Genomic DNA, 22049 nt, shown 5'->3' on the forward strand with positions numbered 1-22049 from the left:
CCATAACCTCCAGTTTTATTATTTACCAACTATTGTTATTGGTACAACATGATGATAATATGTTTAGGCAATATTATTTACTTACAAATACGTAAGGTTTACTATGTCAATAAAATTAAAGGCTTACACATCTAATCATAAGAAAATCTTTAGGGAGGCGGAAATCGAGGCCCTCTATGGTGCCAAGTTTGAGTATTTAGATGAATTACCATTTGACCTTCGCCCTGGAGAAATTCTGCTTTTAGACCTCGATGAGATCACTGATGATATTATTGAGAAGGCGCAGTATACGAGAGTTAAGTTCGTGACGCTGGTTGATACGCTTAAGCAGCACAACTTAAATCGATTGCTTCCTATTGGTGGAAATTTATTTGCTGTTAAGGGCACACCATTTGAAGACTTCATAGAAATTCTCACAAGTCGCATACATCAAATGGAGATGTTTAAGATACTTCACCTAGTTAGTCATACCGATGTTGAATTATTTCGCTTTATCCTAAGGGCCGGTAATGGAGAGAAGTCTAAATTAAGTGAACTTATTTTTGGCTCCACTAGTGAAAGTACGATGGACGTAAATTTAAGTCGTTTAAGAAAGAAGCTGCGTGATCCAAATATCGGCGATGACTTCTTTCGTATTATCACAAAGAGCGGAAGACTCTATGTGGTCAGTCGTTTAACGAATTACGAAATACCAAAACATTTATTAGAAAAAATTAAGATTCCTACCTAGTCGTTTCAAGTAAAATTACTTAGAGGTAGAAATGAAAATTTTGGCATACACAAGTGATAAGAGAAAACTCTTTCATGCGGATGCTATTGAAGAAGCGTTCGGACTTACCATTGAATACTTAGATGTCCTACCTTCTCAAACAGGAGTTGGAGAACTTCTTATTATTGAACTCGATACAATTCCAGATGAGCTCATTGAAGAAATCAAATATACCACTCTAAAATTTGTCTATGTGATCGATGACTTTACTCAGCCAAACCTTAATCGCTTTCTACCGCTTGGAGGAAACCTGTGTGTGCTAAAGAGCATGGGGGAGAAGGAGTTTATCGACGCCCTCTATGGCCGCTTTCACTTAATGGAAATTTACAAACTCTTTCACATCATAAGCCGAACTGACATGGAACTCTTTCGTCTCATCAATCGCGCGGGTAACGGAGAAAAGGGAAAGCTTACAGATATTCTCTTTGGTTCAACTAGTGAGAACACAATGGATGTGAGTTTAAGTCGTCTTAGAAAAAAACTTCGCGACCCTGAAATAGGAAATGACTTCTTTCGTATCATCACAAAGAAGGGAAGACTCTATTTAGTAAATCAATTAAATCACTATAAGATTGAAGATTATCTAATTGTGGAGTAAGTCTTATTTCTGACAGTGAGGACAGTAGTAAGTCCCACGTTGAGCAAGTGTGATCTTCTTAACTTCTGTCTCTTTACAAAGTCCACAAATCTTTTGATAGAACACCACAAGATTTTTTACACCTTCTCCTTTTTCACCAAAGGCATCTTGATAGCCACCAGAGAAAGTCGTGCCACCAGTACTAATGGAATCATCTAAAACAATCTTTACGGCCATGAAAACTTTTTCAAGCTCAAGCTTTGTAAGTGTCTTCATACGACGAGTCGGGCGAACTCCCGCACGGGCGCATATTTCACTGGCCATATAATTTCCAACACCAGAAAAAAAGTTCTGCTCTAAAAGAAACGGCTTTAAAACTTTATTAGGCCTTTCTTTTTTAAGCATCAAAAGATACTCAAGTGTAAACTCTGCTTTAGAAACATCTGGTCCTAAGCGCGTAAGCCAAGTCGCTTCATTTGGTGGAGAGTAGAGATGAAAAACTCCAAAGCGTCTCGGGTCGATGTAGCCCAAGTGCAGAGGCCCCTTTGCATTTCTTCCAATGAGTTTTATGTGGGTGTGCTTTTCTGTAATTTCTTGCGTAGCAATTCGCCACGATCCAGACATCCCTAAACCAGAAATTGCACGCCACTCATTTCCATGGGTGTCAGTGAAGAAAAAGCGCAGAACTTTTCCTTGGCGCTCCACTCGTTCAAGAGTCATACCTTTTGGATTGAAGTCCTTATCTTTCACAATCGAATCACTCACGTCCGAGTATGCGACGTCTTCGATCTCCATTGGGAGAACGTGTGAGATTTGTGATTTGATGGTTTCGACTTCTGGTAGTTCTGGAATAGGGCACCTAACTTATTAAAATTATTTGTAAAAACTTGTCATATTAACAAATTAGACCCTAGTAGAACCAAAATGTCACGACTTTGTAACCCGTTGTAATTATGAACTGCAAGCTATTCCGGGTGTATTGTTTTTATACTGCGGTCTGTTATAATTACATTGTGAATTGTCTGATATAAAATGAGGTGTATAAATGGGTGCTGTAGAAAAAAAGGAATATTCGAAAATGGATACTCAAGCAGAATTAACATACACTGAACATCTAAATCGATTCTCAACGTCCGTGAGTGAGGAAGAGCTGTGGGCTTTATTCGCAACTATGAAGAAAAAGTATAGCGTTGATACACCACAAGAATTGATTGATAAAGTAATCAGCAAAGAAGTTGTATTAGATGATTCTGTTGTTTCAAAACTTGGATTAATATCTTAAAATGGCTATATGCCATCTTATCCTTTAGAGAAATGTATTAAATTATCTCCATTCATCGTGAGCTCATTAGGTCACTTTACAATTGAATCTTTACATGAAAGATATGAAGACTTGGATGGCGTAATTCGCTTAGATAAACTTAATGGCACTATTTTGGGTCATGATATAGGTTATGTTACTTTCTCTTATTTTAAGGGAGGAAATGGATCAGTAGGTATTAAGGAAACTTTTTACCAAGTTGGTTATGAATATGAGAAACCCTTTAGGCTGGTCGAGTTTGAATATTCTCTCGTAATTGATAAGCAATATGAATTAAAGTTTCATTTCCATCCTGATTCTGGAAATCTTAAGCATGCATTTGTTCACATTCATACGTCTGTTCAAACAGCTAAACCGAAAGATATCTATTTTAATCCATTCAAGGATCTTGATTTGAAAAAGTTAGCATTGACTAAAGAATATGAAGAGGTACTTGAGTACGTTTGGAACTCATCTTATTCTTGGCCAAATACATTAGTGAATATTTTCAAGTCTCACTCTGAAGATGAGAAAGTAACAAGAGATATGGCAGTTGATGCCCTTGATAAGATATTTTCTAGTCAGAGTGAAATTCATGAAGTCTCAAATGTATTAAAATTCCCTAGTAAAAAGTCATAGCTTCCTCTTTCTTAAAACGATTACATTATCGCTATCTACATTGCTCAGTCTTTTGTAGTTGTTTATATGTTTCATTATCTTAACCGATATGTCCTTTGGTGTTCTGCGTTGGGTTTGGAGTAATGGTCAGCAAACTTTAGATCTTTGTGGCCAGTCAACGCAATAACTGCATCAAGACCACCTCCAACTTTTCTAGCTAGTTTGGTCATTCCATGTCTTAAGATATGGGTTCCAGAGTAGGGGATTTTACTCTTACGTTGTGCACCTCTATAGTTCTCTTGGATTGTTCCATAATTTAGAGGTTTACCATCGACATGGAATACAAAGTTATATTCTTTCTTGCGGAAATTATGCATTCTTCTAAGTATTCTTTCTAATTCATTTGTTCGCACATAATACTCCATGGCAAAAGAACAACCACATGTAAAATGTATTTTATTTTCTGCACAGGGGTTGACAAAAATCATCTGATTACCAACTTGTTATTTAGAGGCTGACGCTTGAACAATATCAACACATTAAGAGAGGGATTATGTCATTCACAAAACCAGATTTAGGAGTAGTATTTTGGCCAGTTGGCACAGGAGACTCATCTACAGTATTTATCAAGGATAAAACAATTCAAATAGACTTACACAACATGTCAAAGGCAGTTGATGAAGATGAGCCATATGTTGAAATAGTTGAAGAGTTAAAGAATTCTTTACCTAAAAAGTCTGATAAACCCTTTTTGGATGTATTTATTTTGACGCATGCTGACTTGGATCATGTAAAGGGCTTTGGTGAATTGCTAAAGGCTGTAGATATAGGTGAGATTTGGTGTACGCCGAGAGTCTTCCAAGAATCATTCACGGATTTGGGAGAGGAAGCATATCAATTTAAAAAAGAAGCTGAGAGACGAGTTAAACTATTAGGGGATAAGGAATTAAAGGAAGGTGATAGAATCAAGGTTATTGGTTATGCTGGTATTCTTGATAGTGGTAAGTATGATGATATTCTGACTAAAGAAGTTATTACGATACCAGGTGAAGCAGTTACAACGTTTAACGAAGTTGACTTGGGGGGTGAAATTGAAGTTTTTGTCCATTCACCTTTTAAGTATGAACTTGAAAAAGAGGAGAGAAATGAAACTAGTATAGGGTTTCAACTAACTCTTAAGTCTGGAGATAAAAAAGGAAAGTTTTTATTCTTAGGTGACCTTTCTTATGAAACTCTCAAAAAGGTTTTTGAAACGAGCCAAGGTAATAACGAAGAGTCTATTGACTTTAATGTAATGCTAGCACCACACCATTGTTCTAAAAAAGTAATGTTTTTAAGAAGTGATGATAAAAAGGATGAGTTCCAATCTGATATTATGGAAATGATTTCTAAAGCGATGCTGGACGGAGGTTATATTATTTCAAGTAGCGAGGCATTTAGGAATGAAGATAAGGATGGCGATAATCCTCCACATATCAAAGCAAAAAAGAAATATCTTACTATTCTAGACTCTAATGACAACTTTTTATGCACGCAAGAACATCCTAATAAGGAATCTCCAGAGCCAATAGTATTTAGTGTTGATAATAACGGCTTCACATATGATGGGAAGTCTTCTAAATCGAAAAGAGAAAGTGTTGATAGTGCCTTGAAAAAGTCTCTAGGAGTTTCAGCTGGGCATACTAGTCAGGTTGGACATGGATTTAAATGTTAGGCTTTGAACAAGGGCTTGAGGAATTAACTCGTCTAGAAAAAGACCTTGGTGGACTTATTTCTATCGAAAACTCAAAGGAAGGCGAAGGATTCGTTACTGTAGAGATAGGATTAGATACTTCAGAATTAAATGGTGAATGCTCTAATGGTTATAGAATTCGTGCTAGAGAAGAATTCTTGGTTTATATACCTAGTGGCTATCCTTACAAAACTCCTTGGGTTCGTAGTGTCCACAAAAACTTTAATAGTTTACCACATGTTCAATGGGGCAATCAAATCTGCTTATATCTTGCTCCAAGAATAGAGTGGAATATAGAACAAGGTATGGCTGGATTTATAAATAGATTATGGTCATGGCTGAAAAAAGCAAATGATAATAGTTTTAACGACAGTTCAGATGCTTTGCATCCTCCTGCTAATATAAATTCAGCAAAGTCTACAAAAATGATTCATGTAGATTCGAGCACTCCTAAAGTATTAGATGACAATTGGATTGGTGTTACTAAAATTAAAACATATACACATAATGTTTTTAGAGTAACAGACTTTATTCAAGGAGTAGAAAATCTCAATAAGCTTGCCTCGCAAGAAACATATATACCTACAATATTATTCAACAAAGATTTTCCTTATGATTATCCTACGAATGGAAAAGAGTTTATTGAAAATGTTCTTAGCAGTGAAGAAAGCATTGAAATGTTAAATTGCATTAACAGTACCTTACCTCAAATGTCAGAAGGTTTACCTTTTTTTATCTGTCTAGGAACACCCATGAGAAGAAGAAGTGACAATGACTCAACAGAGTATCATTTAACTTTTTGGGAAGTCAGTTGTGACTTTAGCAAATTAAAAGAATTTGAAGGTAGCAGTCAGATCAAGAATGTTAAAGAGAAACTTACAAGCCTTTTAGGGGGACGAGAAATTAAATGGGCCTGTGTAACTGAAGGTAGGGATGAACTTGTTAACTATCGTGATAGCTCAACGTTGTCTAAGAACATTGGAGCTTTAAGGAAAGCTGTCTTGTTAGGGGCAGGAGCTGTTGGTAGCCATGTTGCTCATACATTAGGCCGTTGTGGTGTAAGTAAGATTGACGTTATTGATTCTGGAATTGTGACTATTCCAATTTTATGTAGACAACTATATAGGCCGGATGATGTAGGTGGTTATAAGTCTCAGAAAATTTTGAATTCACTAAATAAGGAATATTCTGTCAATGGTACTGCATACTCTACTGATTTTCAAAATATTGAGTCAGAATATAATAATCTATTTGATGAAGCTGATTTATTTATTGAATCAACTGGTTCAAATATTGTGTATGACTTTATTGAGAATAAGAAAGATGACGTTTCAGCTAAACATAACTTTTCAGTTTCAATTGATGGTTATGCTAAAAATGCAATCATTGTTGGTTGGCATAAGGAGTCAACAGTTGGACCAAAATATCTGTATGAATGCTTGAAAAACAAGTTACTAAATGAACCATCTGCAAAGTCGATAGTTAATTCTTTTTGGCCTGACAAGAATGAATTTGAGAAAATGTTATTTCAACCTGAACCAGGCTGTTCTGAACCGACTTTTAGAGCTGGTGAAATGGAAGTCTCAACAATATCTAATGAAGCGTTGAAGTTTATAGCGCAACTGAAAAGTCAGTTGTCTGAAACAACTAATGTACTAGCATATATCGAGCGAAGTGATGCAGGTACTAAGTTGAAATATTTTCTAAGTGAAAACCCTTCAGTTATCTTAGATAAAAATCATGACTATAAAATTGTGTTACCTGAGAATGTTAGAGTTCAACTTGAAAACCATATTGAGTTTGGTAACAAAGTAAGAGGTGAAGATATAGAAAATGGTGGTTTACTATACGGTAGGATCATTAGGCATCTTAATACTATATGGATTGAACGCGCAACATCTGCACCTAAAGATAGTACTTATTCGAAAACAGAATTTATTTGCGGAATAGCAGGTGTTGAAGAATATTCTAAGAAGTTACTTTATAAATACAATAGTTCTGTTCAGTATTTAGGGACTTGGCATACTCATCCAAATAGTATTTCTAAGGCGAGTACTAAAGATATTGAAGCAGCTAAGAAGTTTTTAGAAGAAGATAGTAATGAATTTCTCATGTTTATAATTGGCTTTGTTCCAAAGTTAAATGTCGGCTCTTATCTTTTTCTTGATGGAGATAAATATGAGTAAAATTGCGGTATGTTTATCTGGTGGTGGCTCAAGGGCAATTGCTTTTCATCTTGGATGCTTGAGATCTCTCGAGAAACATGGGATTCTAAATGATGTAAAATGTATTTCGAGTATTTCAGGTGGTTCGGTTATAAATGGAATGTACTCCTATAGTGAAGAAAGCTTTGAGGAATTCGAGCAAAGAGTTGTAGGGGTGCTGAAGGAAGGTTTAAAGAGTTCAATAGCTGCTAACTATGTGGTTCATGAATTGTTAGGATCATTCTTTAACAATATACTGATCTTTTTGTTTTTCTGTATTAACAAGATATTTAAGACAAGTTTCTTTATTCCTAAGCATTTTTCAATGACAAAAGGATTGGCAAAAAAATTAAATACTACTTTAAGGGATAAAGAGTTATCTTCTAGTACGCGGAATGGAATAGAAGCAATCTTCAATGCAACCAATGTAGATGATGGAACAGCATTTCGTTTTAGTAATTTAGAAGTCACAAGTTGGAAAAATAATAAATCTCATGGTGAGATTATAAATTCGTTTAAATTAGCTGAAGCAGTAACTGCTTCAGCAGCATTCCCTCTATTATTAGCCCCGCTTGACTTAAATATAGAGTTCAATAGCGGAACTAAAAAATGGGTTAGTTTAACAGATGGTGGAGTCTACGAAAATTTAGGAATTACTCCTTTGTTTTTTCGTCATAGAAAAGTCGGGTATTCTCCCGTGAACCCTGATTATATTTTTGCATTTGATGCTGAAACTGAGTCATTTGATAGTAAAGGAAATAGGAGCCTGTTCGGCCGTCTTGGTAGATGTGTAGAAGTTACAATGAGACGAGTTAGGAGTATGAATTTTAAAGTGCTCAATGACTTGAAGGCTGATGGGCGTATTAAAGGGTTTGTTTTAACAACTTTAAATCAAGATGACTCAGCATATGAAAATTTATATTTAGATTCAATTTCTCGAGAACAAGTTAATAAGTACCCAACTAATTTCTCACCAATGAGCGTTGATGATATCGAACTGTTATCAAGAAGAGGTGAAGAATTGACCGATAATTTTATTAGCTTACATGTACCAGAGTTAATTAAAAAAGATTAGTCCCAGTAGTCCTATTAGACCCAAATTTAATAAATAATAAGAAAATATGATTATTAGTTACGGCCATTGAGAAATGGTCTTTTCTTTTATTGGCCGCAGACCAAAATGATTCTAGCCTTTTTGAGGTAATAGGTTCCAGGTGTATTTTCTTAATGCAAGGTCAATTAAAAGGCACCTGGAACAAAAACTCTTCATTTTCTTTATAGTAAAAAGTCAGCTATTAACTTTGTGTTTTTTTGATAGAGAACTTAAAATACTATAATATTAATAATATCTATCCATTAATAAAACTAATCAAGTCTGATTTGATCTAGAGGCTTTAAATCAAATTTGCTTGTAATGAAACGAGGAGTTTAGTTGAAGTTAATATATATGTGGATCAATTCTTATCAGGTGTTAAAAGATCAAGAATTCAATTTCTCAAGCAATTATACAGTGAAAAAAGAGAAGATGTTTTTCTCTGTCAAAAAAAATGATACAATCAATGGATTTTATAATACTCGCTATAATTCGAAACCTTTTGTTCAAGATGTCTCTGCTATTGTCGGTGGCAACGCTTCAGGGAAGACAACCGCATTAGATTTTTTATATAAAGTTATCTATGACAAAAAGTCCTTGTTGGATACTAAGTATGTCGTAGTTTATGAAAAGGATAAAAGGCTTTATTGTATTGATAGTCAATTAGATAGTTCATTTTCATTTGATACGATGATTACAAAGGACAATGGAGATCTTCAAAATTTAAACTTTTCAGTTATACATCATTCTCCCGCTTTTTCCGATCACATCTCTTACTTTGCAGAGACAAGATCAACATATAAAAATACATACTATAATATATCAACTAATTTCCTCGCTCGATCTGGAGGAACTGTAATTACAGAATCTTTCCTTCACTCTGGAAAGGGGAATATTGAAAGTTTTATTAACGCTGAAGAAGATTTTGCTTTACAGTATGTTATTTGGCACGGAAATGCCAGCCATATAAAAAGATTAAGAATGAACCTTCTTGTTTCATCTGATACAATAGGAAATTTAATTAAATTCTTAAGTAGTTTTGAGAAACGTATATTATCTGATGATAGTGGTTACGAAGATAAAACAACTATATCAAACTTTGAAGAAGTACTTAGTTATTTTGATAATCTATATGTCAAAGTTTTTAACAGTTATGATTTTTGGGGTATTTTAGATGAGATTGTAATACTATGTGCAGTTTTTGAGGATGTGATGTCCTGTGCGACTGAAGAAGACAGGTTTAATTTATTTGTAGATTATCTAAATGTACTACTATCTTGTTTTTATACTTCAAAAGAATATAGAAAAATAAGATATGAAGATGATTTAGATGAGCTATTATCTGCATTTGAGAACTCTGAAAACAGAGCCCCTAGAATGATTAAAGACTATTGTAATTTTCGATTTGTTCGTAAAGATTTTAAATCTTTGAATGTTCATAAAGATAAATTAATCTTTGAGAATTTCGACGAATATGAAACAGAGTTTTTAAGATTATATAAACAGTTGTTTAGAGGAATAAATGCACTTCGTCTCCATGTTGATGGCCTGAGTACTGGGGAGAAAAAGATGTTCGAACTCTTCTACAGACTTAATCATGTAAATACGTTAATAGAGCAAGATAGTGAGCATGAAAAAAATGTAATTATACTTTTAGATGAAATTGAAGCCTTTTATCACCCTCTTTATCAGCAATCATTTATTACTACTTTTCTTAAGGAAACTTCTAAAGTTTTAACTAATATTGATAATATTCAAATAATTTTAGCAACTCATTCCCCATTTGTTCTAAGTGATATTTTTGGTGACACAGTGAATATTCTCAGTTTGGAAACAGGGAACGATAGTATCCCTTGTTTGAAAAATAGCTTTGCAGCAAACATCGGCGATTTGTTAAAAAACGAATATTTCTTGAAAAATGGATTTGTAGGTGACTTTGCTAAGTTAAAAATTGAACACTATTTAAAGCTAGTTGAGTCTGAAGAAGGAATAGAGAAACATATTAATGAATTAGAAGTTTTTGTGTCAAAAATTTCAGATAATATTTTACGTAATTATTTTTGGGGGAAAATTAAAAACAAATTGTCAGTTCAGAGTTTGATACGTTCAAAAGAATTAGAATTAATGAAAATTATGAAAGAGATTAAAGATTTAAAAAATGATTGAAATAAGAGATCGAGACTTATCAGCTAATAATCACTACTTTGCCGTTGAGAAGCGTTGTCGTTATTTTATTCAAATATATCTACATGTATTTGAACAAATATTATCTCCACAAAAGCGTAATTTAAATTTTGATATTCACCATAGTGTACTGAAGTCAATTTATAAAGATTTTACAAGTACGAACTTTAATAAAATAGATACTTCCAAAATGATGACCTTTTATACAAGAGGCAAGAAACAAGATTATCCTGATTATAAGTATTATAGAAAAAACGCATCAAAATATGTAGCACTTCTTAAGGAAATTGATAATCAGCTTGAAAATATTTTATTATCTAGGCCTAGAGAATTAGAAAACTTGAATAACGAATTTGGTAATAATCCTAAATATATTTTTAAGGATTTATATAAAAAAAATGACAATAGATTTAAAAAAATAATAGATAAGATTTTTCCTTATAAATATCTAACCGAACAGAGCTATACAGCTAATGGATACTCTTGGAACGCGTATGAAATAGTGGTAAAGAAGGGACTTTTTGTTTGTCCTTATTGTAATATTAATTTTATCTATGTTGTTGGTTCAAGTGACAATAAAATTCAGCGAGCTGAGTTGGACCATTTTTTACCTATTTCAGATTTTCCAATGTTTGCGATAAGCTACTATAATTTAGTTCCTTCGTGTAAGTATTGTAATTCCTCGAGTAAGTCTAACACAGCTTTCTCTGTCAATACTCATCTACATCCACATTTAGATAACATTAGTAAATGCTTTAACTTCTCACTTTATTTTACAAAGGAAGATCCTCTTTATCCAAAGAAGTTATTGGTCGGCTCTAAAAATCATGAGGATTGTTTAGATTGTATAAAAGTTAATCAACAAATCGAGGATTTAAAACTTCAAGAGAGATATGAACCATTTACGGATTATGCTGTTGAAGTTTTTGATAAGTACAAACTATTTGATTTATCATATACTAAAAACTTGTTGAATGATGAAGGTCATGTGATTACTGAAGATCTATTATATAAGTATATTTTTAATACTTATAGAGATGAAGTTGACCATCATAGAAATCCTTTAAGTAAAATGACAAACGATATTTTTAATTGGTGTGTTAAACAAAATAAATAATACTCTGTAAGAAGATAATTTTAGTTTTAAATCATTGATTGGAGAGGTCCTATTTAACCTGGTTCGCGCTAATTTTTTTACGATTGCAGTTACTTAGGTAATAACAAAAAAATTAATCCAAAAAGTCAGGATTAAGATCCTGCTCAAAGATCCACTCAACGACATCATTGTAGTGCTCGATGGATTTTGCTTTTTTCACTTTCTTGTAAACCTTATGCTCATTCTCAAAGATATCTTTGAAGTAGAGCCAATGGCCTCGCATCTTTTGTAGGTAGTCTGATTTAGCATTGTCCATTGAGAGGTATTCTTCAGTCATTAGCTTATGCATTTCAATGAATTTTGCCAGATAGGTTTGTTCGTTAAATTTAGAACCTTTGATTTGGGCCATGAGGGCAGGATTTGAAAGGCCCGCGCGTCCTACCATCCAGCGATTAATCTGCGGAAATCTTGCCTTATAAGTCTTGAAGTCTTCAACTGTATTAATGTCACCGTTATAGCAAGGAGGTGTATTTAAAAGAGGTAGGCACTCTTCAAAAGCATCAAGGTCAACACCGCCAACATAGATCTGTTTTCCGTAGCGAGCATGGATTGTGAAATCATTAATTTCTAATTTATTAATCATGGGAATGATCTCTTTAATTTCTGAGACATCCTCACGCCCAAGGCGAATCTTAACCGTAAATTCGATGGGACACTTTTCTTTAATTCCCGTTAAGAGCTTTTCTACTTTTTGAGGATGAAGAAGAAGTCCTGAGCCTTTTGTTCGATTGGCCACCATTGGATATGGGCAGCCCATATTCAAATTAACTTTCTTTACACCAAAGTCTTTATAGATATTGGCCACATATAGGAATTGATCAATTTCCTTTGTAAGAATTTGGGCCGTTGTAGGAATGAGATTTTTTTCGGGAAGAACATCGTGGAGTTGACGTTCATTGAGTTCATTTGATTCTTTCGTCACGATATAAGGAGCGATGGCACTATCAGCGCCAGAAAAGGTCTGCTCCAAGGCATTGCGATAAACATAGTTGGTTACGCCGCGAATAGGGGCGAGGACCAGGTGATCATTAAAACTCATTTGTCTTTATTACTCTAAATTTATTATTTGTCATTCAAATGATTGATAATTTCAGGGTTAAGCATTTGATACGATCTTGAAATTGTCATATCACTTCCCACTGTGCTTCTATTTTTGTATCCATATATCTCAGCACCATTACCTCCAACCTGAATGAGTGTACCGATATAGTAAGTTTGCTTGTATGGGTTTGCGATATCTTCCTCAGAAAGATCTGTATCGATTAGAAGAGCACCGCCACTTGCACCAGAAAATGAAACAGTTTCAAAAGTAATACTTGAGATGTGATTTAACTCGTCTGATAAAGACCTATTAAGGTGGTTGTAAGTAATTTGGTCGTCGTAAGTTAAGACCTCTCCATTCTTTCCAAGGTAGTCATCAGTGCTATAACCGGCAGCGATAATTTTTGATTTCTCATTATAGAAAATCATATCACTTGGGTCGAAGGCCACTTCATTCTCATAAAGAGCAGGTGTAATCGTTGAAAATGGAATTTTGTACTTCATAGAAAGTAGAGCATTGTCATGGTCAAGGTTTAAGTCTTCTAGAGTAAGGTCTGCTGCGATTTTCTTTCCACTCTTTGTCGTCGTTATCCATGTGATATATTTGATATCATACTTTGACTTTGTCTTTGTATTTCCAAAGCAGTGTCCAGCGGAGCTAATTGTACGGCTAGATTGTCCCGGTTTGGCCGCAATTAATGTTCCCGAACAGCTCGCTCTATCTCCATTTGAAAAACGAATATCAATTCTTCCTACCGCATCTAATATCTTTGGTGAATTCTTATTCTTTTGCTTTCTACGATCGATCTTTTTAATTTCGCTTAGGTCTGTATTGATATCAAGATTGCCTCTCTTAATACGAAGGGCATTTGTCGCAACTTCTATAAGCTTAATATTTCCGATGATCTCAGCTGAAGGGTCGATGCTCTTCTTATTAAAATCGCAGTCACTTGCTAGTGTATTAAAAGTAAACACTGTCATTAAACTAATCAAATTTATAAGTGAAAGCTTCATATAAATCCCTTAATTATAGGTAGTTTAGCTATATATAGAGCAATTTGAATGCCAGAAATAGGGTTCCATTACCTCCTCTGGATATAGTGTTGCTACGATCGTAAGAAATAAAATAATCTTATTATATAATCACTTAATACTTATTTTTCTTATCCATAATGTTTGATCATTATTAGTTCAACTAAATGGAGGAAAAAATGAAATCTATCATTATCATGGCCTGTGCGCTCTTATCACTAAATACTTTTGCACAAGATATTTTCACCGCTAAGGGGAAGGCCCTGTACTTTCACACTCATTCACGAGTCGCTAATATATTAGCAGGTAAGCATGCTGAGCTTGATGCATTTGAAATGGCCCTTGATTCTATTGTTAATATTTGTGGGGGCGAGAGCTTTAGGCTACATGACGACGTTAAGTTTCATCATCGTATTGACTTCCAATCACCAAGTATAATGGCGACTGCTGAACAAAAGTTTTCTTGCATTAATTTCTAAAATTTTCTGTTTCGGTTATACTAAGAGAAATTAGTTTAACTAGGATTGAGATTTGGAAAGAGATTTGAAAGATGTGGGCCACTTTGTTGATATTACAGAGATCAATGATAATCACTTTAATGAAGAATTAAAGGTTGGTGGAACAAATGCAAATATGTCAAAGCACTTTGGATTAAAAAGAGTAGCGGCACATTACTTTAAAGTTCCTCCGGGGTATCGAACATCTGAGCCTCATGCAGAAAGCTTAGAAGAAGAATTTGTCTATGTGATCTCTGGCGAAATTGATCTTTGGTTAAATGGAAAGATTAAAAAAATGAGCAAAGGTGACAGCATTGGCTTTCCTGCGGGGACAGGTGTCGGTCACTGCTTTATCAATAATTATGATTCTCCTTGTGAGCTATTTGTTTCAGGGGATCGAACTAGGCCCGATAACCAATACTATTTTCACCTCGATCCAAGCCTGAAAGTAGAGTGCGGGGATAAGTGGTGGGACGATATGCCCAAGCAAATTCTAGGGGGACATGATGGACTGCCTGGTACATTTGATGAGAGCTTAAGAGATGATTCTATTGAGGTCTATAATGGATTTGATAACCTAACGAATGATAGCTTTTCTTATCCAGGAGATACTGAAACGTTCTCAAATGGTGTTTGCTTAAGCCGAAAATTTGGGATGAAGAATATCGCAATTTGGCTTGAACGAATTCCTGTGGGGAAGAGGACGTCATGGCCACATGCCCACTCTGTGGAAGAGGAGTTTGTCTTTGTTCTTGAAGGTGAGCCTCATGTCTACTTAGATGGTCAGGAGTCAGTTGTTAAACCATTTACTGGCATTGATTTTAAGGCCGGCTCAGGTGTTGCCCACACCCTTATTAATAAATCTAGCGACTTTATTTACTATCTCTGTGCAGGGGAGTGTGAGCCTGACAATGATAAGATCTACTATCCAGAGCACCCTGCTCGAAACGAAGAAATGCGCCAGAAGGGTGAATTGTGGTTAGAAAAGGCATCTCGTTCTTAAAAAAATCAACTTTTCAACCTATGTAAAGGAAATCAAAAAATGGCCACGCTATATTAACTCCATAATCAACAAACGATAAAGGAGAAAATATGCGTATGTTATTTAAAATTTCAGCTTTACTACTTACTCTTGGTCTAGGAACTAATACTCTGGCCAAAACAAATCAAAGGGTTCTAATTGTCGTCACAAGCCACGATAAATTAGGTAATACTGGCAAGAAGACAGGTTTTTGGTTACCGGAATTAACACATCCTTATTACGAATTAATTAAGGCCGGTATTAAAGTTGATATCGCCAGCCCACAAGGTGGAAGTGCACCGATTGATATGAATAGTTTTGCCGAAAAGGACAGCTATAATGATCGCTTCTTAAAAGATGCGAGTCTTATGGCCAAGGTTATTCGCACGATTCCACTAGCAAAGATTAATCCAAAAGATTATGCAGCTGTGATCTATAGTGGTGGCTCAGGTGCAATGTGGGACTTCGCCAATAATAAAGAAGTCAATCGCATCTCAAAAGAGCTTTATGAAATGGGTGGAGTTGTCTCAGCAATTTGTCATGGAACGGCCGCGCTTTCAGATATCAAATTATCAAATGGAAAGTATCTTATTGATGGGAAGAAGTTCGCTGCTTTCACAAGAGAAGAAGAGGCATTGATTGAGCAACTCGATATCATTCCTTTCTTACTAGAAGAAAAGCTTGCTCAAAGAGGTGGAAAGCATATCTATGGTAAGGCCTGGAGTGAAAATGTTATCGTCGATGAAAGACTTGTGACGGGACAAAACCCCGCATCTGCTAAAGAGGCAACTCTAAAAGTCATTGAGCTGATAAAGAAGTAGGGGGCATTTCGCCCCCCTAATTTAGTTTAATAGTCTCTCCATCTTCAGGAATGATGACTCTCTTACTTGCTTCTTTACCTATTAATTCCTTTAATTCCCTTCGTGATAGGCGGCAATGATCAAGAGCATCCATGTGGTTTGCAATGATTGTTCCTGTGCTTATCTCGATTAATTTCTTTATGTCTTTCTTAGGAAGAAGTAGTGGTGAGCCAATATCAAATTGGGCAACTCCTGTTGGCGCTACGATATAGTCAGGTTGTTCTTGTTTGATAAACTCAATAATTCGAGGTGTAAGAACAGTGTCTCCCATAAGGTAGAGAGAAGGTTGATTTGGTAATTTAATAAAATAACCAACTCCATGCTCAAGGAAAGGATAGAGAAAGCCTCTTACGTGTTGGGCCGGAATTTGACGAATTGAACCATCAAAGAATTTATCTTTTTTTTCAAGTGGCCATGATTTGATTCCTTTTGACTCTAAGTATTTTGCATCTTTTTGAGTCGCAAATGTAGCAATATTTTTTCTTCTTAAAAATTTTCTACCGGCACTATCAAGATGATCGAAATGCCCTTTTTGACAATGAGTAATTAAGGCATGAGTGATCTGTCCCTTTTGCTGATGAAACGTTTCCGGAAGTTCAACTGTTGGGTTCTTTACGCTTGAACCAAAGAAACGAAGACGTGGCAGCATGCCTTTATTAGCAAGCATTGGGTCGACTAAAATAAGATTTTCTTTGTAGCTAATCAAAATTGTTGCATTTCGCACTTGAGTTATTAACATATAAGCTCCTTTGAATTTATAATAGGGTATGGAGTAACTCCACAGTAAAGGGAAAATATGAATATTTCTGAACTTGAGAATATTAGTGGTTTATCAAGAGATACGATTCGTTATTATGAGAAGATCTCATTAATATCACCTCCGCAAAGAGATATTAATGGTTATAAGATCTATACAAAGATAAATTTGAAAGAGATTCGTTTTATCTCTAGTGCAAAGGAATTGGGCTTTACACTAAGTGAGATTAAACGTGGGATGGACTCTTTTATTAAAAAGGGTAAGCCTTGTGAAAATTTCAAAAAGAATCTTGAACAGAAGAAGGCCTTAATCAAAGATAGAATTAGTGAAGATAAGGCCAAGTTAAAGAAGATCGAAAAGTTTTTAAAACTAAATTAATCCATCTAACATACTGATATCTTGAAAAAGTGGCGCGTACCTTCTTGTCAATACTATTTGGTTAATATAGCCTTTGAATTGTTATGGTTAAGACAAAACACCTTCTAATACAATTTCTTATTCTCTTTATATGGTCTAATTTGAGTATTGCAAGTGAGATTAAAACAATTGAGATCTCAACGCCTGAATGGAAAGATTTTACAAATAAGGATGGAAGTGGCCTCTACTTCGAAGTTGTTAGGAAAGCTTATTCACTCTCTGATATCAAAGTTAACTATACCTTCGTTCCTTGGCCTAGGGCCGTTAAGTATGTGAATGAAAATCACAAAGATGCCATGCTTGGAGCATACAATACAGTCAAAGAGTCAATTTACCCTCAATATCCAATCGATGTTGAGTACACACTGGTCGTCTTCAAAAAGGGGACTTTAAAAGACTGGCAGGGCCAAAAGAGTTTAGCTGGTAAAAGAGTTTACTGGGTTCGTGGTTATGATTATCACAAATATTTAAAAACTAAGATGGACTGGAAAGAGCTTCAGGATACGGATAATGGTCTTAGGCTTTTAGAAAAGGGACGTATTGATTTCTTCATTGATTCTAAAAATACGATTATGCCGAATTTTAAGGCGCTAAAGCTAGACCCTTCCAAGTACGTAATGAAGCCTGTGATTACAAAGAACCTCTATGTTAGATACGCTCGCACAAAGAAGTCTGAAGAGCTAATTAAGATCTTCGATAAGAATATGGAAACTCTTCTAAAGTCAAAAGAGCTCGAAAAAATCTATCAAAAGTGGAATCATGAAATGCCTGATTTCTCAAATCTAAGTAAGTAGTAAGTAAGAGTTTCATAATATTAAAAATTAAAATTAAAAAAATAAGATTTTGAAGCTATATTACTAGTCATGGAAGAGAATTATACAGATATTTTAGAAAGGATTTATTCCGAGATTTCACCTATTATCGGAAAAGGTAAAGTTGCTGACTATATACCAGAGCTTGGAAAGATTGATCCTAATCAATTTGGAATGTCTATTTGTACTAATGATGGACACGAGTATATTATTGGGAATGCCCAAAAAGCGTTTTCTATTCAATCTATTTCTAAAGTTTTTTCTCTTGTTCTAGCTTATCAAAAACTAGACGCCAAACTTTGGTCACGTGTTGGCCTAGAACCATCTGGAAATCGTTTTGATTCTCTTGTTCTTCTTGAAAACGAAGAAGGAATTCCTCGCAATCCATTTATTAATGCCGGTGCAATCGTTGTTATCGACACACTTATTGATCTCTATAAAGATCCTGTAAATGAAGTTTTAAAATTTATTCGTGAGTTAAGTGGAAACGAAAATATCTTTATTAATGAATCTGTTAGAATGTCAGAGCTTGCTACTGCCAATCGAAACTATGCGCTAACGTACTTCATGAAAAGCTATGGCAATATCAATAATGAAGTATCGAAGGTAATTGATATTTATACAACGATTTGTTCTATTGAAATGTCATGCGTTGATCTGGCCAGATCGTTTAGGCTTTTTAGCTCAAATGGGCAAAACCCGTGGAATGGAAAAAAGATATTAACTAAGAGCCAAAATAAGAGAATGAATGCCATAATGATGACGTGTGGCCTTTACAACTCAGTCGGTGATTTTGCGTACCGAGTAGGGATACCTGCTAAGTCTGGAGTTGGAGGTGGAATTGTCGGCGTTATCCCAAATGAAATGTCTATCTCAACTTGGTCTCCTGCTTTAGATTCCACTGGTAACTCTCTGGCCGGTATCGAAGCTTTGGAATTATTTACAACTTATTCTGAGCAGTCGATCTACTAATTACTTAAAATTGTAGCAGACACTCTTTTGCTTTGAATGGAGCGAATTCTCCACCATTAAGTAACTCTTCAAAACATGGGGCCAAGTCGTCTTCAGATAGATTCTTATCTGCCGTTAGTTCCAAACAATTAAATGTATAAGTTGCAAAGTCCTTTGTCTCTTTTGCCATTGCTGTACAAAATTCGGCAGCAGGGGCACTAAAATTCGAATTAGCTGCGTAACTTAGGCAGTGGTACCCATTAAACGTTGAGTAGTTTGCCAATACATCACACGTTTTTAAAATATTATTATCAAACTCTTTATTTACAGAAACTTCAACACAGGCAATAGCATTGACTGAATTCTCTTTAACTTTCTTTGCGATATTAATGCAGTTTTGAGTGGCATTCTTTGGAAATTTTTTACCCGCAGCTTTTTCTACACAAGTCATGCCATAGATTACTGAGTGGTTTGCAATTTCAGAGCAGACAGGAATAACATTGATATCGAGAGGCCCATCATTTTTAATGATTTTGTTACAAAGAACAGTGTCTTGCGCATGGTTTTTACCAATCTTCTTACATAGTTCTTTAGTCGCAACACTTAATTCACTTTCACTAGCAAATGCAAAAGATGAAAGAGCAAAGATGATGATGTATTTTCTAATCATAACAATTCCTAGGCAATCAGTTTTTGTTTAATATAGATTAGAGAGCTAGGATAAGTACAGCGTAGAGTTGAATGTATGTATAATTTATTGACTGAAAACTTAGATTTTCGTCCAACACATATAGCGCTCATCAGCAAGTTCTAGTAGCTGCTGATCCTCGGCCGTATCACCATATGCGTAGATTTTATCGAAACTAGATAGGTCATACTTCTCTTTGACCCTTTGTGCCTTCATATGGCCTGTACAGTCCCCACCGTAATAGCCACCTGTATATTTGCCATCCTTAGATTCTAGGGAAGAGCAAATAAGATCAAAACCATTAGCCTCACACCAAGGAGCAAGATAGAGATCCAAAGAAGCCGACACTATAACAATTTTGTTTCCTAGCTTCTTATGGCGATCGATCTCTTCTTGTGCATTAGTTCTAATAACCTTTGGAAGAAATGATTGAGAAAAGTTTTGGCCTTGGTGCTTAAGAGTTGTGGTGCTTTGTCTTGAATAGGCATATCTAACGATAAGCGCACGCATCGTTGGGCCTGATAAGAGTTTTAACTTATAAGCAAGAATAAAAGGGGATAATAGGAGCTTTCCAAGACGTAATTTCTTAGGACCTACTGAATAGAAAATAAATTCTGTAAATGTGTCTTTGAAGGTAATTGTTCCGTCAAAATCAAAGAGGGCCAAATTCATTTAGAAATTCTAAGGTAAGGTATTCGGCATGTCATGAAATAAAAAAGCCCTACTCAGTGAGAAGGGCTTTTTTGTTATGCCGCACACGCAACGATATGCTGTACGCAGAGTGGTCATTCTCCAACAAGAACTAGCACTAAATTTATATTAGCAGTAAAACAGATTCATAGTTTTAATTTTGGTTAATTTTTCATTAAAAGATCAGCTACTTATATGGTTAACCTTGAGATAAGAATTGCTCAATACTCTAGATTAAATAAGTCTTATGGGGTAGTATTCCACTAAATTTGGGGAAGATTTGAACGTCAGCAATAAAGCAGTCCATGCATACATAAATTACATCGTTGAAAATAATGATGATCCAAAGGTTTTCTTTGAAAATCTAGGGCATGACTATGACATTATTAGCGATGAAAAAAAGTATATGACGTGGAATGATTACCGTCTCATTACTGAAGCTTTAAATGATAAATATGAAAAGTTTTACGAGGCGATGACGAAACATGGACTCACTAATAAGTACGTAAAACGTGTCTTAGATATTCTTTCACGAATGATCAGCTTTCGCTTTGTGGGTGACTTTATCTTAAAATACTCATTTAAGACGTTCTATACAGACGCAGTTAAGATCGAGTTAATAGAAACAGGCAAAACCACATTTGATATTAAGCTGACCTTTGATCGTCCTGAAGATATTTTTCCAGTTTTTGTGGATATGTATCGAATCGTTTTCTTGGCCTTGCCAAAGCTAGTGTCTGATTCGATGTCATGGGATGTCGAAATAAGCCAAGATAAAAATATTCTAATTTATCACGTTAATGAGCACATGGGGGCGCCTTCAATCTTTGCATCCCTCCAAATTGTTATCCTAAGGTTATTTAAGCTCGATAAGTATTATAAGAATCTTATAATTGAAAATCTTCAACATACTAATGATCTTGAAAAAAAGAATTTAGAGCTTGAGACGGCCGAAAGGAAAATCCGCGAGGCCCATAAAGAGGTTCTACTTGCCAATAGAATCATAAGTCACGATATTGCTAATAAAATGCTCATTGTTGAACATGTGAAGAGATTAATCGCACGTGGCGAAATTGAAAAGGCCAGTCAAAAACTAGATATCTATTATAAGTCGGTTAAGGGAATAATTGAAAATACACGAAATGTGGTTGATGATAATTCTAGCTCATTTTTGATGACTGATGTTGTTGTTTGGGACTTATTAGAAGAATTAATTTTTGAATACCAAGATCAATCAGTAGCGAAGAATATTAAGTTAAGAATTGAATCAGAGATTGATAAGAGCTTTACTATCAGAACTAATAAAGAGGCTTTTAAAGATAGTATCTTGGGTAATATCCTACAAAATGCAATTAAATTTTCGCCTGAAGATTCTGAGGTTTGTTTTCGAATTGAAATGACTGATAACGAGTTCTTCCTTTCATGTAAAGATAGTGGTATCGGGATTGATTCAGGTCTTGTTAACGAAATTAATAGAAATGAGGATAAACTCTTTAAAAGTACTCTTGGAACTCATGGTGAACAAGGGCGAGGCCTTGGCCTTTTTATCATCAGAAAAGTATGTCGCGAGTTAGGTCTTAATGTAAGATTTGTTTCAGAGCTAGGTCGTGGTACAAAAGTAATTATTTCCAAAGAAGTCGCTTAATAAAA

Annotated in this window: 23 protein-coding genes; 16 read left to right on the forward strand and 7 right to left on the reverse strand. The window is 35.0% G+C overall.

Annotated features, from left to right (window positions below; all coding sequences use genetic code 11):
- Positions 1-103 precede the first annotated feature (103 nt).
- Both ACMAWV_RS05320 and ACMAWV_RS05325 read left to right on the forward strand, forming a co-directional pair.
- Positions 104-730, forward strand: coding sequence for a hypothetical protein (locus ACMAWV_RS05320; RefSeq protein WP_412469815.1), 627 nt, complete (start codon positions 104-106; stop codon positions 728-730).
- Positions 731-761: 31 nt separating this feature from the next.
- Positions 762-1367 (forward strand): hypothetical protein, encoded by a 606-nt coding sequence (locus tag ACMAWV_RS05325; protein WP_412469814.1) that lies wholly within the window; start codon positions 762-764, stop codon positions 1365-1367.
- Between the two features lie 3 nt (positions 1368-1370).
- Here the strand turns inward: ACMAWV_RS05325 and ACMAWV_RS05330 are convergent, their stop codons facing one another.
- Complete coding sequence (locus ACMAWV_RS05330; protein ID WP_412470043.1) at positions 1371-2198, reverse strand: Fpg/Nei family DNA glycosylase; 828 nt, start codon at positions 2196-2198, stop codon at positions 1371-1373.
- A gap of 193 nt (positions 2199-2391) precedes the next feature.
- Between ACMAWV_RS05330 and ACMAWV_RS05335 the strand changes: the two genes are divergently transcribed.
- Positions 2392-2628 (forward strand): hypothetical protein, encoded by a 237-nt coding sequence (locus ACMAWV_RS05335; RefSeq protein ID WP_412469813.1) that lies wholly within the window; start codon positions 2392-2394, stop codon positions 2626-2628.
- A 9-nt stretch (positions 2629-2637) separates the two neighbouring features.
- The gene (locus ACMAWV_RS05340; RefSeq protein ID WP_412469812.1) at positions 2638-3285 is read left to right on the forward strand and encodes a hypothetical protein; all 648 of its coding nucleotides are present in this window, start codon (positions 2638-2640) and stop codon (positions 3283-3285) included.
- 74 nt (positions 3286-3359) lie between these two features.
- On the opposite strand, the gene ACMAWV_RS05345 is transcribed toward ACMAWV_RS05340, so the two are convergent.
- Positions 3360-3641 (reverse strand): tyrosine-type recombinase/integrase, encoded by a 282-nt coding sequence (locus tag ACMAWV_RS05345; protein WP_412469811.1) that lies wholly within the window; start codon positions 3639-3641, stop codon positions 3360-3362.
- Between the two features lie 176 nt (positions 3642-3817).
- Between ACMAWV_RS05345 and ACMAWV_RS05350 the strand changes: the two genes are divergently transcribed.
- From ACMAWV_RS05350 to ACMAWV_RS05370, 5 genes are all read left to right on the forward strand, one after another.
- The gene (locus ACMAWV_RS05350; RefSeq protein WP_412469810.1) at positions 3818-4978 is read left to right on the forward strand and encodes a hypothetical protein; all 1161 of its coding nucleotides are present in this window, start codon (positions 3818-3820) and stop codon (positions 4976-4978) included.
- Positions 4972-7182 (forward strand): ThiF family adenylyltransferase, encoded by a 2211-nt coding sequence (locus ACMAWV_RS05355; RefSeq protein WP_412469809.1) that lies wholly within the window; start codon positions 4972-4974, stop codon positions 7180-7182. The genes ACMAWV_RS05350 and ACMAWV_RS05355 overlap by 7 nt, the downstream gene beginning before the upstream one ends.
- Positions 7175-8275, forward strand: coding sequence for a patatin-like phospholipase family protein (locus tag ACMAWV_RS05360; RefSeq protein ID WP_412469808.1), 1101 nt, complete (start codon positions 7175-7177; stop codon positions 8273-8275). Before ACMAWV_RS05355 ends, ACMAWV_RS05360 begins: the two co-directional genes overlap by 8 nt.
- 357 nt (positions 8276-8632) lie before the next feature.
- Complete coding sequence (locus tag ACMAWV_RS05365) at positions 8633-10459, forward strand: AAA family ATPase (RefSeq protein ID WP_412469807.1); 1827 nt, start codon at positions 8633-8635, stop codon at positions 10457-10459.
- A complete protein-coding gene (locus tag ACMAWV_RS05370) occupies positions 10452-11594 on the forward strand; it encodes a hypothetical protein (RefSeq protein WP_412469806.1) in 1143 nt (380 codons plus the stop codon). The genes ACMAWV_RS05365 and ACMAWV_RS05370 overlap by 8 nt, the downstream gene beginning before the upstream one ends.
- Before the next feature lie 112 nt (positions 11595-11706).
- Here ACMAWV_RS05370 and ACMAWV_RS05375 read toward each other — a convergent pair whose 3' ends face one another.
- Together ACMAWV_RS05375 and ACMAWV_RS05380 are read right to left on the reverse strand one after the other, a co-directional pair.
- Positions 11707-12672, reverse strand: a complete 966-nt coding sequence (locus ACMAWV_RS05375; RefSeq protein WP_392991190.1) for a tRNA-dihydrouridine synthase — start codon at positions 12670-12672, stop codon at positions 11707-11709.
- Between the two features lie 23 nt (positions 12673-12695).
- Positions 12696-13688, reverse strand: a complete 993-nt coding sequence (locus ACMAWV_RS05380) for a hypothetical protein (RefSeq protein ID WP_412469805.1) — start codon at positions 13686-13688, stop codon at positions 12696-12698.
- Between the two features lie 197 nt (positions 13689-13885).
- Between ACMAWV_RS05380 and ACMAWV_RS05385 the strand changes: the two genes are divergently transcribed.
- The 3 genes from ACMAWV_RS05385 to ACMAWV_RS05395 all read left to right on the forward strand — a co-directional run bounded on the left by ACMAWV_RS05385 (position 13886) and on the right by ACMAWV_RS05395 (position 16045).
- Positions 13886-14185 (forward strand): hypothetical protein, encoded by a 300-nt coding sequence (locus tag ACMAWV_RS05385; RefSeq protein ID WP_392991193.1) that lies wholly within the window; start codon positions 13886-13888, stop codon positions 14183-14185.
- Positions 14186-14237: 52 nt separating this feature from the next.
- Entirely contained in the window at positions 14238-15206 is a 969-nt protein-coding gene (locus ACMAWV_RS05390) for a cupin domain-containing protein (protein WP_412469804.1), read from the forward strand.
- Between the two features lie 89 nt (positions 15207-15295).
- Positions 15296-16045, forward strand: coding sequence for a type 1 glutamine amidotransferase domain-containing protein (locus tag ACMAWV_RS05395; RefSeq protein ID WP_412469803.1), 750 nt, complete (start codon positions 15296-15298; stop codon positions 16043-16045).
- Positions 16046-16061: 16 nt separating this feature from the next.
- On the opposite strand, the gene ACMAWV_RS05400 is transcribed toward ACMAWV_RS05395, so the two are convergent.
- A complete protein-coding gene (locus ACMAWV_RS05400; RefSeq protein WP_412469802.1) occupies positions 16062-16823 on the reverse strand; it encodes an MBL fold metallo-hydrolase in 762 nt (253 codons plus the stop codon).
- Positions 16824-16880: 57 nt separating this feature from the next.
- Here ACMAWV_RS05400 and ACMAWV_RS05405 point away from each other — a divergent pair, with 57 nt between their 5' ends.
- The 3 genes from ACMAWV_RS05405 (at position 16881) to ACMAWV_RS05415 (ending at position 19042) form a co-directional block, all read left to right on the forward strand.
- Complete coding sequence (locus ACMAWV_RS05405; RefSeq protein WP_392991200.1) at positions 16881-17219, forward strand: MerR family transcriptional regulator; 339 nt, start codon at positions 16881-16883, stop codon at positions 17217-17219.
- A 140-nt stretch (positions 17220-17359) separates the two neighbouring features.
- Positions 17360-18052, forward strand: a complete 693-nt coding sequence (locus tag ACMAWV_RS05410) for a substrate-binding periplasmic protein (protein WP_412469801.1) — start codon at positions 17360-17362, stop codon at positions 18050-18052.
- A gap of 69 nt (positions 18053-18121) precedes the next feature.
- Positions 18122-19042 (forward strand): glutaminase, encoded by a 921-nt coding sequence (locus ACMAWV_RS05415; RefSeq protein WP_103216628.1) that lies wholly within the window; start codon positions 18122-18124, stop codon positions 19040-19042.
- Positions 19043-19046: 4 nt separating this feature from the next.
- Here ACMAWV_RS05415 and ACMAWV_RS05420 read toward each other — a convergent pair whose 3' ends face one another.
- Positions 19047-19691, reverse strand: a complete 645-nt coding sequence (locus ACMAWV_RS05420; protein ID WP_412469800.1) for a hypothetical protein — start codon at positions 19689-19691, stop codon at positions 19047-19049.
- A gap of 99 nt (positions 19692-19790) precedes the next feature.
- Positions 19791-20381: an HAD-IB family hydrolase gene (locus ACMAWV_RS05425; RefSeq protein ID WP_103216630.1), complete on the reverse strand. Its 591-nt coding sequence runs from the start codon at positions 20379-20381 to the stop codon at positions 19791-19793.
- Positions 20382-20679: 298 nt separating this feature from the next.
- Between ACMAWV_RS05425 and ACMAWV_RS05430 the strand changes: the two genes are divergently transcribed.
- On the forward strand, positions 20680-22044 hold the full coding sequence (locus ACMAWV_RS05430) for an ATP-binding protein (RefSeq protein WP_412469799.1): 1365 nt from the start codon (positions 20680-20682) through the stop codon (positions 22042-22044).
- The last annotated feature ends 5 nt before the right edge of the window (positions 22045-22049 follow it).

This window comes from Halobacteriovorax sp. RT-1-1, assembly GCF_047085455.1.
Classification (GTDB): Bacteria; Bdellovibrionota; Bacteriovoracia; order Bacteriovoracales; family Bacteriovoracaceae; genus Halobacteriovorax_A.